This is a genomic window from Sphingomonas sp. ERG5 (assembly GCF_000803065.1).
Classification (GTDB): Bacteria; Pseudomonadota; Alphaproteobacteria; order Sphingomonadales; family Sphingomonadaceae; genus Sphingomonas.
The window spans coordinates 50,302-67,648 of the sequence record NZ_JSXI01000018.1; the positions used below are offsets into that span (position 1 = coordinate 50,302).

At 65.4% G+C, this 17,347-nt stretch carries 12 protein-coding genes; 9 read left to right on the plus strand and 3 right to left on the minus strand.

Translation table 11 applies throughout. The annotated features are described in order from the left end of the window. Positions 1-59 precede the first annotated feature (59 nt). Positions 60-5,852 carry an alpha-2-macroglobulin family protein gene (locus tag OO12_RS05680; RefSeq protein WP_034157691.1) on the minus strand — a complete coding sequence of 1,931 codons (5,793 nt, stop codon included), beginning with the start codon at positions 5,850-5,852 and terminating at the stop codon, positions 60-62. A 187-nt stretch (positions 5,853-6,039) separates the two neighbouring features. Between OO12_RS05680 and OO12_RS05685 the strand changes: the two genes are divergently transcribed. The 3 genes from OO12_RS05685 to OO12_RS05695 all read left to right on the plus strand — a co-directional run bounded on the left by OO12_RS05685 (position 6,040) and on the right by OO12_RS05695 (position 9,491). Next, positions 6,040-6,954, plus strand: a complete 915-nt coding sequence (locus tag OO12_RS05685) for a sulfite exporter TauE/SafE family protein (RefSeq protein ID WP_034157692.1) — start codon at positions 6,040-6,042, stop codon at positions 6,952-6,954. Further along, positions 6,951-7,709, plus strand: coding sequence for a TIGR02186 family protein (locus tag OO12_RS05690; RefSeq protein WP_034157693.1), 759 nt, complete (start codon positions 6,951-6,953; stop codon positions 7,707-7,709). Before OO12_RS05685 ends, OO12_RS05690 begins: the two co-directional genes overlap by 4 nt. A 96-nt stretch (positions 7,710-7,805) precedes the next feature. Continuing rightward, positions 7,806-9,491 carry an ATP-binding protein gene (locus tag OO12_RS05695; RefSeq protein WP_034157694.1) on the plus strand — a complete coding sequence of 562 codons (1,686 nt, stop codon included), beginning with the start codon at positions 7,806-7,808 and terminating at the stop codon, positions 9,489-9,491. A gap of 126 nt (positions 9,492-9,617) precedes the next feature. Here OO12_RS05695 and OO12_RS05700 read toward each other — a convergent pair whose 3' ends face one another. Then, positions 9,618-11,096, minus strand: coding sequence for a M23 family metallopeptidase (locus OO12_RS05700; RefSeq protein ID WP_034157695.1), 1,479 nt, complete (start codon positions 11,094-11,096; stop codon positions 9,618-9,620). Positions 11,097-11,337: 241 nt separating this feature from the next. Here OO12_RS05700 and OO12_RS05705 point away from each other — a divergent pair, with 241 nt between their 5' ends. From OO12_RS05705 to OO12_RS05730, 6 genes are all read left to right on the plus strand, one after another. Next, on the plus strand, positions 11,338-13,848 hold the full coding sequence (locus tag OO12_RS05705; RefSeq protein ID WP_034157963.1) for a helicase-related protein: 2,511 nt from the start codon (positions 11,338-11,340) through the stop codon (positions 13,846-13,848). 3 nt (positions 13,849-13,851) lie between these two features. Then, positions 13,852-14,148, plus strand: coding sequence for an RNA-binding S4 domain-containing protein (locus OO12_RS05710; protein WP_034157696.1), 297 nt, complete (start codon positions 13,852-13,854; stop codon positions 14,146-14,148). A 69-nt stretch (positions 14,149-14,217) separates the two neighbouring features. Then, positions 14,218-14,559 (plus strand): ferredoxin FdxA, encoded by a 342-nt coding sequence (gene fdxA / locus OO12_RS05715; protein WP_034157697.1) that lies wholly within the window; start codon positions 14,218-14,220, stop codon positions 14,557-14,559. Positions 14,560-14,791: 232 nt separating this feature from the next. Continuing rightward, positions 14,792-15,325: a CarD family transcriptional regulator gene (locus OO12_RS05720; protein WP_034157698.1), complete on the plus strand. Its 534-nt coding sequence runs from the start codon at positions 14,792-14,794 to the stop codon at positions 15,323-15,325. A gap of 110 nt (positions 15,326-15,435) precedes the next feature. Beyond that, complete coding sequence (locus OO12_RS05725) at positions 15,436-16,167, plus strand: head GIN domain-containing protein (protein ID WP_034157699.1); 732 nt, start codon at positions 15,436-15,438, stop codon at positions 16,165-16,167. A 63-nt stretch (positions 16,168-16,230) separates the two neighbouring features. Next, entirely contained in the window at positions 16,231-16,938 is a 708-nt protein-coding gene (locus tag OO12_RS05730; protein ID WP_034157700.1) for a GIN domain-containing protein, read from the plus strand. Here OO12_RS05730 and OO12_RS05735 read toward each other — a convergent pair. Beyond that, positions 16,931-17,335, minus strand: coding sequence for a DUF1489 family protein (locus OO12_RS05735; RefSeq protein WP_034157701.1), 405 nt, complete (start codon positions 17,333-17,335; stop codon positions 16,931-16,933). The genes OO12_RS05730 and OO12_RS05735 overlap by 8 nt on opposite strands. Positions 17,336-17,347 lie beyond the last annotated feature (12 nt).

The following is a 17,347-nucleotide window of genomic DNA, read 5'->3' on the forward strand; positions in this document are numbered from 1 at the left end:
CCCGAACCCGAGCCCAAAGGCTCAGGGCGAGCGAGGGTCTTGGATCCGAGTCGGACACCTCACCGTTGCGCCACGGTGACCGGCGCATTGGGCAGCTGGGCACGGATCGCGGGCGAGTACATCGCCTCGACCCGTGTCGGCGGCAGGCTGAAATGGCCGGCGCCGTTCATGCGCATCAGATAGACGATGGTGAAGCTGCCGCGCGGTACCCAAGCGAAATAGCCGCGCCATGAATCGCGCCGCCGTTCGACATAGGAAGCCTGCACCCCGGCCTGCACATCCCAAACCTTGCCATCGCCATCGACCGCGGTGAAATTCTCGCCATCGCCGGCCTTGGCCTGCCCGGCGAGGATCTGCGACTGGCCACCGAGATTGCCGACGATCGTCGCGCCCGCCGGGATCGGGTCATTGACCACCACCCAATTGCGTTCGGCCGAAGCCTCAACCGTGATCGTCACCTTGACCACATCGCCGCGCGTCAGCGTGCCGGGGGTGCGGGCCTGCACCGTTTCGGTTTTTTTGGTCATCTTATAGCCAGCGAACAGCGGCTGTTTGAGCGGCACCGCGGCCGAGACCGAGACCATCGCCCAGGGGCCGGCGGGACCGGCCTGCGCCATTTTCAGCGGCGTCGTCGCGGCCGGAAGCGGGAACGACGCCTTGCGCAGATCGACCGCGAGCGGCCAGGAGCGCGTGATCGTGCTCGAGCCAAGCGACAAAGTGGTGGGCCCGGTGATCGCCGATGCCGGATAAAGCGCGCCGAACTTGCGGGCGGCGACCGTGCCCCAGGCATTGGCGGTGGTCGTGTCCCAATGGCCGCGCAGCTGACGCAGGCTGACGCCGACCATCATCTTCGGCGCATCGTCCTGCCAGCCGGGTCGGCCAAGCGTCGCGATGACCGCCTTGATCGATGCTTCATCGCCCGAGGACATCAGCCACCACGGCGCAGTGTTCTGATCGGACAGATCGAGCCGGGTGCCTTCATAGACCAGGCGCGTGCGCAGTACCGCCTCGGCGCTCGATTTGAGCGCGGCGGCATTGGCGATGCCGGGGATGCGATCAAGCGCGACGAGATAATCGGCGAGCGTGCTGGTCGGCATCTCGTTCGGCGCGATGCCGATCTGACCAAGCATGCCCGGCGTTGCCACGCCCTGCCGCGCCAGCGCGGTGAGGGCAGCGACGCGCTGAAGCCGTACATCGCCATATTCCTCGCGCCGCAAGCGTCCGTCGAGCACCGCCTTCATCGCCTCGATCATCCGCGTGCGCGGCGCTTCGGGGATCGGCAAGCCGGCCTCGGCGGTCATCGACATGACATAGGCGGTCAACGCCTCCGAGCCGGTCAGGCTGTCTGACGGCCAGTAGCGCAACAGCCCGTCCGATGCCTGATAGGTCGGGATGCTCGCCGCAAGCCGCGCCCAGGCGCCGCCATCGCCGAGCGCGACCGCGCGCGACAGCGTCTGTTCGAAACATTCATAGGGATAGGCCGTCATAAAGGCGCGAACGCCCTGCAACGGCGGCTGGAGCGTATCGTCGAGCCGGATATCGACCACGCCGCGGCCAGGCAATGCGCCCGCCGGCGGTGCGATCGCGATCGACGTATCGTTGCCGATGCGGGCAAGCGTCGCCGCCCAGACCTCGACCGGCACCGCGGGGATGACATCCTGGCTGACCGTGATCTGGTCGACCGCCTTCTTGCCGTCGGCCACCGCCTTCACTTGCCAGCGCAAGGTCGCGATATTCTCCGGCGCGGTCAGGTTCCACGCGACCGGCACCGCGCCGCCCGCCGGAATGGTGACGGTCAGCGGACGGCCTTCGGCCACGCGCGGCGACACATCCACCGTCGCGGTGACTTTCATCGGCTTGTCCGAGCCGTTGCGCAGCGTGAACGCGGCGGCATAGAAATCGCCCGAGCGCACCAAAGTCGGCATGCCCGCGAAGATCGAGAGATCCTGCGCGGTGCGCACCGCCGCCATGCCGGTGCCGAACAGATCGGCGCCGTCAGTGGCGATCGCGACCAGCTTGAACGAGCTGAGCGCATCGGACAGCGTCACCGGAACCCGCGCCTTGCCTTGTGCATCGAGCGCGACGCGGCCCTTCCATAGCAGCACCGGCTGGAAATTCTCGCGGTTGAGGCCCGACAGATCACCGCCACCGCCGCCGCCGGCCTCGACCGCCTTGCGGCCATAATGGCGCTTGCCGACGACCTGCATCTGCGCCGTCGAGGTGAGCACCGAGAGCGAGCGTTCGCCCATCATCGCGGTGAGCACATCCCAGCTGTCATTGGGGGCAAGCTGAAGCAGCGCTTCGTCGACCGCGACAAAGGCGACATCAGCGGTGGCCGCCGGCTTGCCGTCGGGTGTCTTTACCTGGATATCGACCTGCGCGGTGTCGCGCGCGGCATAGCGTTCCTTGTCCGCCTTGACCGCGACCTGCAGCTTGTGCGTGTCCCAACCGACCTTCACCTTGGCGATGCCAAGGCGGTAAGCCGGCTTGGCGAGGTCGACCAAAGCGGTCGGTTCCTGCCCTTCGGGCGGTCCGCTGGCGAGGCCAAGGCTTTGCGCGATACCATTGACCCAGCTCCAGAAGCCGCTTTGCACACGCCCGCGCACCGCCATGACCGAGACGAACACGTCGGGTGCATAACTGCCCGGCATCTTGACCTCGACCACCGGATCCTTGCCCGACAGCGTGGTCACGAAGCTGGACAGCACGCCTTCGCGCTCGACCGTGACCAGGGCGGTCGCTTCGCGGAACGGCATGCGCACCTGGAAGCGCGCGGTTTCGCCGGCCTTATAGTCGGTGCGTTCGGGCACCAGATCCATGCGGTCGCCATTGTCGCCGCCGAACCACCAGTCGTCATCGCCGGCCAGCCATACCGAGCGTGTCGCACGCGCGACATTGCCGTTGCCGTCCGCCGTGGTCGCGACGGCATAGACTTCGCCCGAGACACCGGGATCGGCGGCGCATTGCGCCAGCCCCTGCGCATCGGTGGTCGCGCTGCACGTTGCCGACAGCTTTTCAGTGCGCATCTGATTGTCATAGGCATAAAAGCCACCGATCAGCCGGCGCCGCGCGGTCAGCACCTTGCGGCTGTAGAAGGCGACCGAGATCTTCTGGTTGGCGAGCGGCTTGTTCGAGGTGTCGAGCGCGACGAAGCGCAGACGCAGATCGTCCTGCTTCATCAGCCAGCCATCGGTCTTCACGCCGAGCTGCACGCCCGAGGCGTAGATCGGGATACGCCGCGATGCGGTCAGCACTTCGCCATTGGCGTCCTGATAATCCATCTCGACCAGCATATCGGCGCCATTTTCCAGCACCGGCACGTCGATCGTCGTGCGCGTGGTGCCGTCGCCACCCAGGGTCGCGGGCAAAGTCTGGGTCGGCGGCAATGGCGTCGATTGCTCCTCGCCATCGCCATTGAGCGGTTTCACCCCTTCCTTGATGTCCTCGCCGCCGAAGCTGTAGGATTCATAGCCGTCGGGATTGGCGCTGCGCGCGAACCAGCCGACGCGCATATCGACCGCGAGATTCGACGCGCCGCCGCCCGAGAGATAACCGACGAACAGGTCGAGGGGCATCGTCTTGGGCCGGATCGCGGCTTCCTTCGGCCCGGTCACCGTCGCGCGCATCGTTGGCAATTTATACTCGTCAACCTTGAACGATTGCTCGGTGTAGATCGTCCGGTCGCCGACGATCACCTGCAAATCGTAATCGCCCATCGGCGCACCTTGCGGCGCGGTCCATTCGCTTTCGCCGACACCATTGGCGTCGATCGTCAGCGGCAGATCGAATTGCGTGTCCGAGCCGCGATGCGACAGGCGCAAGGTGCCGGTGAAACCAGGCGTCTTGGCAAAGCCGGTATCGATCGGCTTGCGCACGATATGCTTCATATGCACCGTTTCGCCCTGACGGACGAGCGCGCGGTCGAACACGGTATGGAGGATTTCCGACTTGGCCGAATACCCAAAGGGCAAGTCGAAATCATATGGCCGGATGCCCTCGCCCCAGGCGGTCAGGGTGAAGCTGAAATCATCGCCGGCGCGGGCCGAGATCATCAGCGGGCCGGTATTGCCGTTATCGCAGCTGCCATAGGTTTGCGGCTCGGGCAGGCCGGGCGGCACGAACAGCCCGCCCGCCTGGTCGGTCACGCCGCGCGCCAGCAATGCGCCGCTGCAGCTGTCAGTGATGCGCACTTCGGCATTGGCCATCGGCTTGCCGCTGTCGAGCTGAGTCACCCAGGCAAGGCTGCGTTCGCGGCCCCATTTGAAATGCACCGCCATATTGGTGACCAGGGCGGCGCTGGCGACATAACGCGGCGCCTTACGCCCGAGCAGTGCCTGGCCGAGCACCGGGCTGGCCAGTTCCACGACATAGAATCCGGGCCTGGTCAGGTTGATTCCGACGACTTCGAAATCCTTGCCCTTGCCCGGCAGCGGCACCTTGAGCGCAGTGGCCGAGCCGCCGGCAAGGATCGGCGCAGCGCCGGTATTGTTGATTCGGACCTCTTCTCCGCCGCGCTTGATCGTTTCCGATTTTTCATCATCGGCCTTGCCGACGATGCGCAGCCAGTTGGCGATCTGCCCATCCGAGGCATTGACGCGCAGGCTCTGCCCGGCGATCGCGAGGTTGGAGCCTTGCAGGCTATCCTCGACGTTGCGCACGGTGACCGGCAGGACGCCGCCTTCCTTCGCTTCGATGATGCCGAACGGCGCGGCGAACTTCACCAGCGGCGGCGCTTCGTCGAAGCGGACCTCAAGCGGAAAACGCTCGGCATTGGCAAGCGCGCGGCCGCTTTCGTCCTTGAGGCCAGCCGGGATGGTCAGTTTCGCGGTGGTTGCCGCCGGGAGCGGTGCGGCGAACGTGATGTCGCTGATCGTCGCTTTTTTCTTGTCGTCGTCATCGAACACCGGCGCGATCGTCTTGCCGTCGGCGGCGGTGATGCTGATCTGCTGCGCCGCGCTCATCGCGATCGGTGCTGTAAAGCGAATATGCGCCTTTTCGACCGGCGAGCAGCCCGCCTGGGCATTGACCCGGCTGCATTCGAACCGCGCGGTGAAGGGTTTACGCACTGTATAGTCGAAGCGCTGGTCGGCGCCGGCCAGCTTGCCGCCGGCGCCCGCGATATTCGCACCCCATACCAGCGCGACATCGCGGCCGGGGGGCAGCGGACGGCGGCATTTGAGCGCGGTCACGCTTGCATAGGCCTTGGTACGGTCCGCCGCCGCAGCCGGAATCGCCGCTGGCAGCCCGGCGCTCTCCAGGAAACTGCGCACGTTCCAATTGTCGGTGCCCATCTCGCCGAGCAATTTGCCGGCCAGGTCGGCGGGCAGCACGTCGACCGGGATCTTCTCGCCAATGCCCTCGACCGAGCAATAGGCGTTCGCACCGACCGAGGCCGCGGTTGCGGGCAGATTGGCGGCGACCAGGAAAGTCTGGTCCTCCTCGATCTCGCCATTATTGCTCTCGGGCAGGACCGCGCGGGCGACCGGGCCGCCGCTATCGACCTTGAAGCTTTGCTGACCGGTCACGGCATAACCCGACACGCTCTTCAGCTTGCCCTTGAGCTTGAATTCGCAGGTCGTACCGCCGGGCAGCGGATTCTTGAATTCATGCACGAAGGTCTGCGGGTCGACCCAGCGACCGTCGCCGGCGACCGGGCAGGTCACGTCGAACGGACCCGTGGCGCGCGGATCGCCGAGCGCGACCATCGGCTGGCTGAAACGCGCGGTGAAGCGTTCGATCGCGCCGCCGCCAATGCCTGGCGTGGCCATGATGACTTGCGGGCTGTTGTCGCCGAATGCGGCGACCGGCGCGAGCGCGAGGCCCAGCAGAGTGAGACGAACTGCGAGCTTCATCGAACGCTCCCCTAAAGCCAACAAAAAAGGCTAGTGCCTCCAGCGCGGCGAAGTCCAGTGCCGATTTCCCCGTACCGGCTTCCGGTACAGATTTCTCCGCACCGATTTCCGCCACAGATTTCCCCGCACCGATTTATCGGCCGCCCCGCTTCCGCCGCGCCTGCGAACAGGATAGTCACTGGCGGCAATGGACCTGTACCTGCCCATCGCCAATTTGTCGGTCAATGCGCTCGTCATCATCCTGCTCGGCGGCGGGGTCGGGATATTGTCGGGCATGTTCGGGGTCGGTGGCGGCTTCCTCACCACACCCCTGCTGATCGTCTATGGCATTCCGCCGACCGTCGCCGCGGCATCGGCGGCCAGCCAGGTGACCGGCGCGAGCGTGTCGGGGGTGTTCGCCCATGTCCGGCGCAAGGGCGTCGATTTCAAAATGGGCGGCGTGCTGGTCGCAGGGGGGGTGGTCGGCTCCTTTGCCGGCGCGGGAATTTTCCGGCTGCTCCAGGTGAGCGGCCAGATCGATACCGTGATCGCAGTGGTTTATGTCGTGCTGCTCGGGTCGATCGGCGGGCTGATGGCGCGCGAATCGCTTCAGGCGATCAGCGTGTCGCGCGGCGGCACCGCACCCAAGGCGCGCAAGCGCCGGCATCATCCACTGGTCGCGGCCTTGCCGCTCCGCACACGCTTCTATGCCTCCGGCCTGTATATCTCACCGCTTGCGCCGCTGCTGCTGGGGTTTTTTACCGGAATCCTGACCATCCTGCTGGGCGTCGGCGGCGGCTTCATCCTGGTGCCGGCGATGCTCTATCTGCTCGGCATGGGCACGCAGGTGGTGGTCGGCACATCGCTGTTCCAGACCCTGTTCGTCACTGCCGCCGCGACGATGGTCCATGCGACGACGACCAAGGCGGTCGACATCGTGCTGGCGGTGCTGTTGCTGCTCGGGTCGGTGGTCGGCGCGCAAATCGGCGCGCGCTTCGCCAATCGGGTGAAGCCCGAATATCTCCGCCTTGCGCTGGCGATCATCGTGCTGCTCGTCGCGATCCGGATCGGGATCGGATTGGGCTGGCGGCCCGATGAAATCTATACGGTCGAGCTGTCGTGAAGCGGTTGCTGCTGCTGGCGGTCGCTCCCTTGGTGATGGCGCAGGCCAAGCCCGTCCTCGTGCCCGATGTCTCGCAGCGCAATATCGAGATCGCCTATAGTTTCACCGGCGCCGAATTGTTGCTGTTCGGGGCCGTGCTCTATCCCGGCGGGCGCCTGCCGGGGGTGGAGAAGCCGACTGACGTCGTGGTGGTGGTCAAGGGACCGGTGCAATCAATTCTGGTGCGCGAGAAGGAGAAGGTCGCCGGCATCTGGGTCAATGCCGCACGGCTGCGCTACCGGTCGGCGCCGAGCTTCTATGCGATCCTGTCATCCAGGCCGATCGGCGATCTGGTCGACGACCGGACCCGCGCAATCTACGAACTGGGGCTGGGCAGCCTGCAATTGTCGCCCGCCAGCAGCGCTCCGCCCGACGAACAGGACCGTTTCGCCAGTGGCCTGGTCGATCTCAAGCGCCGTTCGGGACTGTATTACGAGGCGCCGCGCGCCGTCGAGATCACCGATGGCGTGCTGTACCGTGCGCGCGTCACCATTCCGGCGCGCGTGCCGGTCGGGCGCTTCACCGCCGAAACTTTCCTGATTCGCGACGGACGTGTGCTGGCGGCAGCGACACGGGATATCGATATCCGCAAATCGGGCTTCGAACGCTATGTCGCGCGCGCCGCCGACAATCATTCGATCGCCTATGGCCTGGTCGCCGTCGCGCTCTCGGTATTGTTCGGCTGGACCGCCGGCTATATCGCGCGGCGCCTGTAATTGAGCCGGCACCGGCTGGTCAGATAAAAACACCAACACCTAATATTTACGAGTTTGCACCATAATCCATCGGGTAACCCCGGGGGACCATCCCAAATGACGGAAATGTTGGGTAGCCAGGCTTTCGACAAGGCGGCGCCCGTGACCTTGGCGGCGTCCGCGAACGCTGTTTTGCCTGGCGCATTGGGCAACGCGATCGGCGTGGTGCTCGAGATCGCCGGATCGAGCAGCCAGGTGATGCTCGATCCGCATGTGCTCGAGACGTTCGCCGACAGCGCCGACCCGGTGGTCGCCAGTGCCGGCTCCGTCGGCAGCCAGATCAAGATGCGCGTCGGCGGTACCTGGCTGATCGCCAATATCCGCTCGCTGCGCCTGGTCGAAGGCACGCAGAACCGGATCGCCGCGCAAGTCGACTTCCTCGGTGAAGGCGATGAGGAGAAGCTGACTGGCAAGCTGTACAAGTTCCGCCGCGGCGTGACGCGCTATCCGGTGCCCGGCACACAGGTCTTCCCGGTATCGACCGCCGACCTGAAGCAGGTCTATGCCGCAGACGACCGCGCCTTTATCGAAATCGGCACGGTCTATCCGACCCGCGATATTCGCGCTTCGCTCTATATCGACGCCATGCTCGGCAAGCATTTCGCGCTGCTCGGATCGACCGGTACCGGCAAATCGACCAGCGCCGCGCTGATCCTGCACAAGATTTGCGAGCTCGCGCCGCAGGGCCATATCGTGATGGTCGATCCGCACGGCGAATATGCCGCAGCGTTCAAGACCAATGGCGCGATCTTCGACGTGTCGAACCTGCAAATGCCGTATTGGCTGATGAATTTCGAAGAACATTGCGAAGTGTTCGTGACCACATCGGGGTCGGAACGCCAAATCGATGCCGACATCCTCGCCAAATGCCTGTTAATGGCGCGCGGCAAGAGCCGGTTGGGGCAGGAAATCAGCAAGCTGACCGTCGACGCGCCGGTCCCCTATCTGCTCAGCGACCTGACCAATCTGATCGGCCTCGAAATGGGTAAGATGGACCGCGCCGGCGACACCGCGCCCTATCTGCGCCTGCGCACCAAGATCGAAGAGATCAAGGCCGATCCGCGCTATGGCTTCATGTTCTCCGGCATGCTCGTCGCCGACACGATGCAAAGCTTCATCGAGCGTATTTTCCGCTTGCCGGGCGACGGCAAGCCGATCTCGATCATCGACGTCTCGGGCGTGCCATCGGACATCACCTCCGTGGTGGTCGCGGTGCTCAGCCGGATGGTGTTCGATTTCGCGATCTGGTCGCGCAACGAACCGAAGCGCCCGATCCTGCTCGTGTGCGAAGAAGCGCATCGCTATATTCCCAACGAACGCAATGCGGACAATTCGTCGGTCGGTCGCATCCTCAGCCGGATCGCCAAGGAAGGGCGCAAATATGGCGTCTCGCTCGGCCTGATCACGCAGCGGCCGTCGGACCTGGCCGAAGGCGTGTTGTCGCAGTGCGGCACGATCATCTCGATGCGCCTCAACAATGATCGCGACCAGGCGTTCGTGCGCGCCGCAATGCCGGAAGGCGCGCGCGGTTTCCTTGATTCGATCCCAGCCCTGCGCAACCGCGAATGCATCATTTGCGGCGAGGGTGTGGCGATTCCGATCCGCGTCTCGTTCGACGGACTGGAAGAGTATAAGCGCCCGGCCTCGGACGATCCGCTCTTTTCCCAATTGTGGCGTGAAGTCGGGTCGGAAGATCAGATCATCGCGCGCACGATCAAGCGCTGGCGCTCGCAAGGGCGGTAAACGCCGTCGTCAATTGACGGTCAGTCCGCAACTGCGGGAAGCCCGCTTCTTCGTTTCGACAGGCGCCAGAGGAATGTCCCTCGCCATGGCGAGGTGACGGCTGACGATGGTCTCCGGGAGAGCGCTTCAGCGTCCGCCCGGCCGGACCGCCATCAGCGCGGCGACGCGTGCCTTGAATGCCTTCAGCGTCGCGCCCGACAGCTGCGCCATCGTCGTGAAGGACACCGAACGCGGGTTGATCGCCACGCCGTTCTTCCACAATTCATAGTGTAGATGCGGGCCGGTCGACATGCCGGTCGACCCGACATAACCGATCACCTGGCCGCGCGCGACGCGGGTTCCCGGACGCACCGCGATGCGGCTCATATGGCCATAGCCGGTGGCCATGCCGCCGCCATGGATCAGTTTCACGAAATTGCCATAGCCGCCATTGCGGCCGGCCAGTGCGACCACGCCGTCCATCGCGGCATAGATCGGCGAACCATAAGCGGCCGCGATATCGAGCCCCTTGTGCATCCGCGCCGTGTGCAGGATCGGGTGGATGCGAATACCGAAGTTCGAGGTCAGGCGACCGGCGACCGGCATGCCCATCGCGCCGCGGCGTTCGCCGACGCCATTGGCCTCGAACCATTGCTCGCGGCCTTCGCTGCCCCATTTGACCAGCTGGACCTTCTTCCGCCCCTGATCGAGCCCGGCATACATCAGGGTACCGAGCCGAACCTCGCCGGTCGCGGCGCGCGCCTGTTCGACGATGATGTCGAACGTGTCGGCCGAACCGACGTCACGGCCGATCGAGATGCGCGAGGCGAGCGCCTTGATATAACCCTCGACCGCCTTGGCCGGCGCCCCGGCGGCACGGGCGGAACGATACAGGCTCGACCCGACCAGTCCCTGAATGCGCATCGGCGTATGATCGATCGCAATCGGCTGGCGCTTGAGGCTGAGCGTATCGCCGCTCCGGGTGAGCAACAATTTGAGATCGAACTTGGCGCGGAAATCAAGCTGTTCGAGCGGCCGGGCGACCGTACGGTCGGGGCGACGCCCAAGAGTCATGCCGATCCGCGTACCGGGCCTGATATCACCCAGCGCCACCGCGCCGGAGATGAGGCGCGCAGCGTTGGCCGAGTCATCCTTCGACACGCCCGCGCGTTCGAGCGCACGCTCAAAACTGTCCCCCTGGCCCAATGTCGTGATCAGGTCGATGACCGGGCGTTCGGGCGTTTCCCGGAGCGGCGCGACCAGGTCATTCGCGGCCATGTGCCGCCCGGTCGCGGCGCCCCAGGCGAGCGGCGCGATCGATTGCGCGCGCGCTTCATCCCATTCGCTGCCCGACAGCGCCGGCGCGACGTCGCCAAGGACGGGACGGTCGAAACCGGGTGACAACAAGCATGTCGTGGCGATCAGTCCGGCGCACGTCGCGGCCCCGCGCCACCAGTCGGCCGAGCCGATCTGCGACCCGAGATCGGGCGCCCAGTCGACCCGGGCGATGGCGGCACGAAGCCGGTCGAGAGTCGAAGGCTGTGCCGGAACGAACGCGGCGCGGCCAAATGACAGGGTGGCTGTGCCACCTGCCTGATCCAGTCCATGATCGCTGCGTAAAAACAAGGCGATGATACCCCCACGCCACTCGCCGCCGTTCCCCCGGCTCGGGTCGAATGACTGTGGCGCGGAAACACTAAAGTCAAATTAAGGAATGTTCTGCACCAGGAAGGGCACGGTCAACCGTTCGGGCGGTGCGGCGAAATGATTTTTTATCCGGAACTTCCAACCATATTAAGTGCTTGGCCGCGATTTCCGTTTTCAACGGGTTGCGCGCGCGCAACGCTGCGCCGATGTTGCTTTTGCCATGAGCCGCGCCGACCACGCCCCGCCCATAACCGCCGTGCTGGGCCCGACCAATACCGGCAAGACGCACCTCGCGGTCGAGCGGATGTGCGGCCATTCGAGCGGCATGATCGGCTTCCCGCTGCGCCTGCTCGCCCGCGAAGTCTATGACCGCGTCGTCAAGCTGAAGGGCGTGAATCGCGTCGCGTTGATCACCGGCGAAGAAAAGATCGTGCCGAAGGATGCGCGCTGGTTTCTGTGCACCGCCGAGAGCATGCCGCTTGACCGCGACCTGGCGTTCGTCGGGATCGACGAGGCACAGCTTGGCGCGGACGCGGAGCGCGGCCATGTCTTTACCGACCGGCTGCTGCGCGCGCGCGGCCGCGAGGAGACCATGATCCTTGGTTCCGAAGCTTTGCGCCCGATGCTCAAGGCGCTGGCGCCCGAAGCGGATATCCAGAACCGCCCGCGCTTCTCGACGCTGAGCTATGCCGGAGCGAAGAAGATCTCGCGCCTGCCCAAGCGATCGGCGATCGTCGCGTTCAGCGCCGAGGAAGTCTACGCCGTCGCCGAGATGCTGCGACGCCTGCGCGGCGGCGCGGCGGTGGTGATGGGCGCGCTCTCCCCACGCACGCGCAACGCGCAGGTCGCGATGTTCCAGGCCGGCGAGGTCGACTATCTCGTCGCCACCGACGCGATCGGGATGGGGCTGAACATGGACGTCGCGCATGTCGCCTTTGCCAGTCTCAACAAGTTCGACGGTCATCGCCAGCGCCGCCTGACGGTTGCCGAAATGGCGCAGATTGCGGGCCGGGCAGGGCGGCACCAGCGCGACGGCAGTTTTGGCGCCCTGGTCGAGGAGGGACCGGGCGCCTTCACGCCCGAAGAAGTGCTGGCGATCGAGGAACATCGCTTTCCGCGGCTCGACTTCCTCTATTGGCGCGACGGCGAACCCGATATGTCGAGCATCGACGATCTGGTAGCGAGCCTGGAAGCGCGGCCCGACGGCCGCGTGCTGCGCGCAGCGCCCGAAGCGACCGACCTTGCGGTTCTGAAGCGGCTGGCCGGCGAAGACTGGGTGCGCGACCGGGTGCGGTCCCCGGCAATGGTTGCGCGACTTTGGGCGGCCTGTGGCCTGCCTGATTTCCGCAAGCTGGGGGTCGATCCGCACACGCGGTTCGTCGGGCGAGTGTTCGGCCACCTCAGCGAGGGAACTGGACATATTCCGCACCAATGGTTTGCCGACGAAATCGCCCGGCTCGACACAATTGCCGGCGATGTCGAGACGCTCGCCGGGCGGATCGCCGGCGCGCGCAGCTGGGCCTATATCGCCAATCGTCCCGACTGGCTGGCCGATCCGGCACATTGGGCGGGTCGGGCAAGCGAAGTCGAGGAGCGGCTGTCCGATGCTCTGCACCTGAGCCTGACGCAGCGTTTCGTCGACAAGCGCACGACGATGTTGCTGCGGCAGATCGGTGCCGACACGCGCGCCTTGCCAGTGGTGATCGGCGAGCAGGGTGAAGTGATGGTCGAGGATCATCCGATCGGCCGGCTCGAAGGGTTCCGCTTCATTGTCGCGCCCGATGCGCGGCACGGCGACAAACGGCTGCTGCTCGCGGCGGCCGAACGCCGGCTGGGCGACGAACGCATGCGGCGCGGCGTGGCGCTGGCCGGCGCGGAAGATGCGACACTGGCGCTGACGACCGAGGGCGGCACGAAACCACTGCTGATCTGGGATGGCTTGCCGGTCGCCGCGCTGGTGGCGGGCCCTTCGCTCATCCGGCCCCGCGTGAAGCTCGACGCTGCGCTCGATTGCCTTGATGCGGCAATGCGCGCGAAGATCGCCGCGCGGCTCGACCGCTGGATCACCGATCAGGCCAAACAGCGATTGCCCGCCCTGGTCGCGCTGGACGCGGCGGCACGCGACGCTTCGGCCAGCCCGGCGCTGCGTGCCGTGGCCGCAGCGCTGGTCGATCGCGGCGGCCTGGCCGTGCGCATCGACCTGCAAGTCGCCGTCGATGGTCTCGACCCGCCGGCGCGCAAGCGATTGCGCGCGATCGGCATCACGATCGGCGCGCTCGACCTGTTCGATCCGCGCTTGCTCAAACCCGCTGCCGCCCGATGGCGGCGCGCATTGCTCGCCGCCCGTAACGGCACGGCGATCGCCGAGGGGCCGCCCGATGGCGCGACGGTGCTGGCGCGCGGGACGCCCGGCGCGACGCTTGAATCCGGGTTTCGCCAGATTGCGACCCAGGCAGTGCGGATTGACCTGGTCGAACGGATCGCCCGTAGCGCGCATGACGCACGCGCCGGGCGTCGACCGTTCACGCCCGATCCCGCACTCGCCACCTCGATCGGGGTTGCACCCGCCACGCTCGAACGGCTGATGGCGGGGCTCGGCTTCCGCGCCGCACCGCCCGACGACGATCGCCCGCGCTGGATCTGGCGCGGCCAAACTCGCGCCAAAGTCGCGCCACCGCCGCGCGACAACGCCTTTTCGGCGCTCGCTGATCTGGCCATGTTCCGGAGCTGAGCGATGCCCGACGGCATGACCATGCGGCTCGACCGGTTCCTGTGGTTCGCGCGGCTGGCCAGGACGCGCAGCGCTGCACAGGCGATCGCCGCCAACAGCCGCTTGCGCATCGACGGACGCCCGGTCGACCGGGCGCATACGCCCGTTCGCGTTGGGTGCGTGCTGACATTCCTTGGCCATGGCGGTGTAAGGGCGATCCGCGTGGAAGCGCTACCGCCCCGGCGCGGCCCCGCACCGGAAGCGAGAGCCTGCTACACCGAGCTCACTGAGAACGTCTCGCAGCAAGCCGCATGCGATTGACGAGGCCGAAAGCGGCGCATAGCAGAAGCGAACTATCTGCCTGTTCGAAGGCCTATTCGGGATACCGCTATGACCTACGTCGTCACCGACGCCTGCATCAAGTGCAAGTATATGGACTGTGTCGAGGTGTGTCCCGTCGACTGTTTCTACGAAGGCGAGAACATGCTCGTCATCAACCCGAGCGAATGCATCGATTGCGGCGTATGCGAACCGGAATGTCCCGCTGAAGCGATCCTGCCCGACACCGAATCCGGTCTCGAGCAGTGGATGGAGCTCAACAACACCTTCTCCGCGCAATGGCCGAATGTCACGCGCAAGGGTGATCAGACTCCTGCGGACGCCGATGAGCACAAGGGCGAGGAGGGCAAATACGACAAGTATTTCTCCCCCGAAGCCGGCGCGGGCGACTGATCGACCGGCTTTCCTGCCCGATATGGGTCGGTTTCAGCGTTAACTGCCTGTGTCCAGCCATGTTTGGCTGGTAATTTTATTACGACTCTGTTAAACAGGCAGGGACGGAAGGCACGGTTGCGCGTTCTTCCGATCTGGAGACGTACTGAAATCAACATTCCCCACCGCGCGTATCCGGCACCGCTGCCGTCGCGCTTCTCCGGGGCATCGGTCCACAGAAAGGCTCAACGGAATGGCTGCCAAGGCGCTGTCCTTCGACGTCGGCGATTATGTCGTTTACCCCAAGCACGGCGTTGGCCGTGTCATCGAGCTGCAACGGCAGGAAATCGCCGGGATGCAACTCGAACTCTATGTGCTGCGCTTCGAAAAAGAACGCATGACATTGCGCGTGCCCACCAACAAGGCCGAGTCGGTCGGGATGCGCAAGCTTTCCTCGGACAAGACGCTGCGCGAGGCGCTCGACACGCTGACCGGCAAGCCGCGGGTCAAGCGCACCATGTGGTCGCGCCGTGCGCAGGAATATGAAGCGAAGATCAATTCGGGCGACCTGGTGTCGATCGCCGAAGTGGTTCGCGACCTGTTCCGTGCCGACGACCAGCCCGAGCAGAGCTATTCGGAGCGTCAGATCTTCGAGGGCGCGACCAGCCGCCTCGCCCGCGAGCTCGCGGCGATGGAGCAGGTCGATGAGCCGACCGCACAGGAAAAAATCCTGGAGATCCTGCGCAAGGCCGCGGCGATCCACAACAAGGACAAGGTTCCCGCCTGATCGGGGCCTGACCGGATGAATGAAAGGGGCGGTCAGCGATGGCCGCCCTTTTTGCTTGCGCCTTCGTTGTCAAGTGTGTTATTAAACCAACACACAGTGGAGAGAGTTTCATGCGCCTGTTCACCCTCATCGCCGCCCTGCCGCTCGCCGCCTGCTCTTTCGGATCGGACTCGGCCGATGCGAAGCAGGGCCTTCCCGGATCGGGCAGCGGTACGACACGCACCTTCGCCGCCACCGGTTTCGACCAGGTCGATCTGCGTGGATCCGACGATGTCGACATTCGCGTCGGCACCGGCTTCTCGGTCCGCGCCGAAGGTCCATCCGAAGAACTCGACAAGCTCAAGATCGAGAAAATCGGTACCACATTGAAGGTCGGCCGGATCAACAGCTCCAGCTTCAACTGGGACGGTGATCACAAGGGCGTGAAGGTCTTCGTGACCATGCCGCGCATCGCCGGCGCGGGAATTGCGGGATCGGGCGATATGGCGATCGATCGCATCGACGGGCAAAGCTTCGCGGGTGAAACCGCCGGGTCGGGTAATATGACGATCGCCGCATTGAACGTTCAGACCGGCAAATTCTCGACTGCGGGATCGGGCGACATGAGCGTGGCGGGCACCGCAAAGCAGCTGTCGATGAAGATCGCCGGATCGGGCGACATCGACGCCGGCGGGGTCAAGGCGCAGGGCGCGAGCGTCTCGATCGCCGGATCGGGCAACGCCAGCGCCGATGTGACCGGACCAGCCGATGTCTCGATCGTGGGATCGGGCGACGCCGATCTCGGCAAGGGCGCAAAATGCACCACGTCGAAGATCGGGTCGGGCGACGTCCATTGCGGCTGATGCCATTCATATTCAAATCCTGAATGACTTGGCACCCTGGCGGATCAATGCGATGCTGGACGCATGATCCGCCACCTGATCGCCGCGACCCTGCTGCTGGCCCCGGCCAGCGCCAGCGCCGCTGACCGGAGCTTCGCCATCGGCAGTTTCGAGCGCATCCGTATCGACGGGCCGTTCGATGTCAGGCTCAGCACCGGCAAAGCGCCGAGCGCACGCGCCGATGCCGATCCCCGCACGCTCGACCGGCTCGCCATCAGGGTCGAAGGCGGCACATTGATCATCCGCATGGGCAATGACGGCTGGGGCGAGACACCGACCAAGGCCGGCAAGGCTCCGGTCATCACCCTGTCCACCCCGACATTGCGTTCGGTCAACGTCAATGCCGGCGCAAGGCTGACCGTCAACGGCATGTCCGGGCAGCGGCTCGATCTTGCGATCAGCGGCTCGGGCGTGCTGACCGTCAATGGGGTTGCCGCCGATCAGCTCAACACGACAGTGATCGGCAGCGGTGCCGTCACGCTGAGCGGTCGCGCGGCGAAGACGCGGCTGATGACCAACGGTCCCGGCACGATCGACGCCAGCGCGCTCGATGTCAGCGATCTGATCGTACGACTGGACGGCACCGGCGAAACCCGCGCCGCGGCACGCTACACCGCGGCCGTCACGACGACTGGCCTGGGCCGCGTTATCGTCACCGGCGAACCCGCCTGTGTCGTCAAGGCGATCGCCGGCGGGCCAGTGACCTGCGGCACGCCAAAGCCGGCTAGATAAGGCCGAGCCCTGACAGCTTGCCCATCAATGCGGCGGGCATCGCGCCGCCGGCAACCTCGTCCACACCCAGATCGACCGGCGCGTCGGCATCCTCCAGATAACGCCAGCCTTGATGCGCACGCTTCGGCCGTGCGTGAGTCAGGATCAGGTGCGGGTCGATATGGATCGCGACCCTCCCGCCCTCCGCTTCACCGAAATGCAGGATCGGCGAGCGCGCGATGAGCTGATGTTTGATGATCCAGAACAGCGAGCCCTGGCCGGCGATTTCCTCATGCCGTTTGGGCAGATAGCGCGTCGTGAGGAAGACCGGTCCGGCCTCGGCGCGGGCCAGCAGGCGTTCGGCAAGGTTTTCGATACCGGTGGCGCCGAACGCGACCTTTGTAAGATGAAGCGGCATGGGTCCGAAATG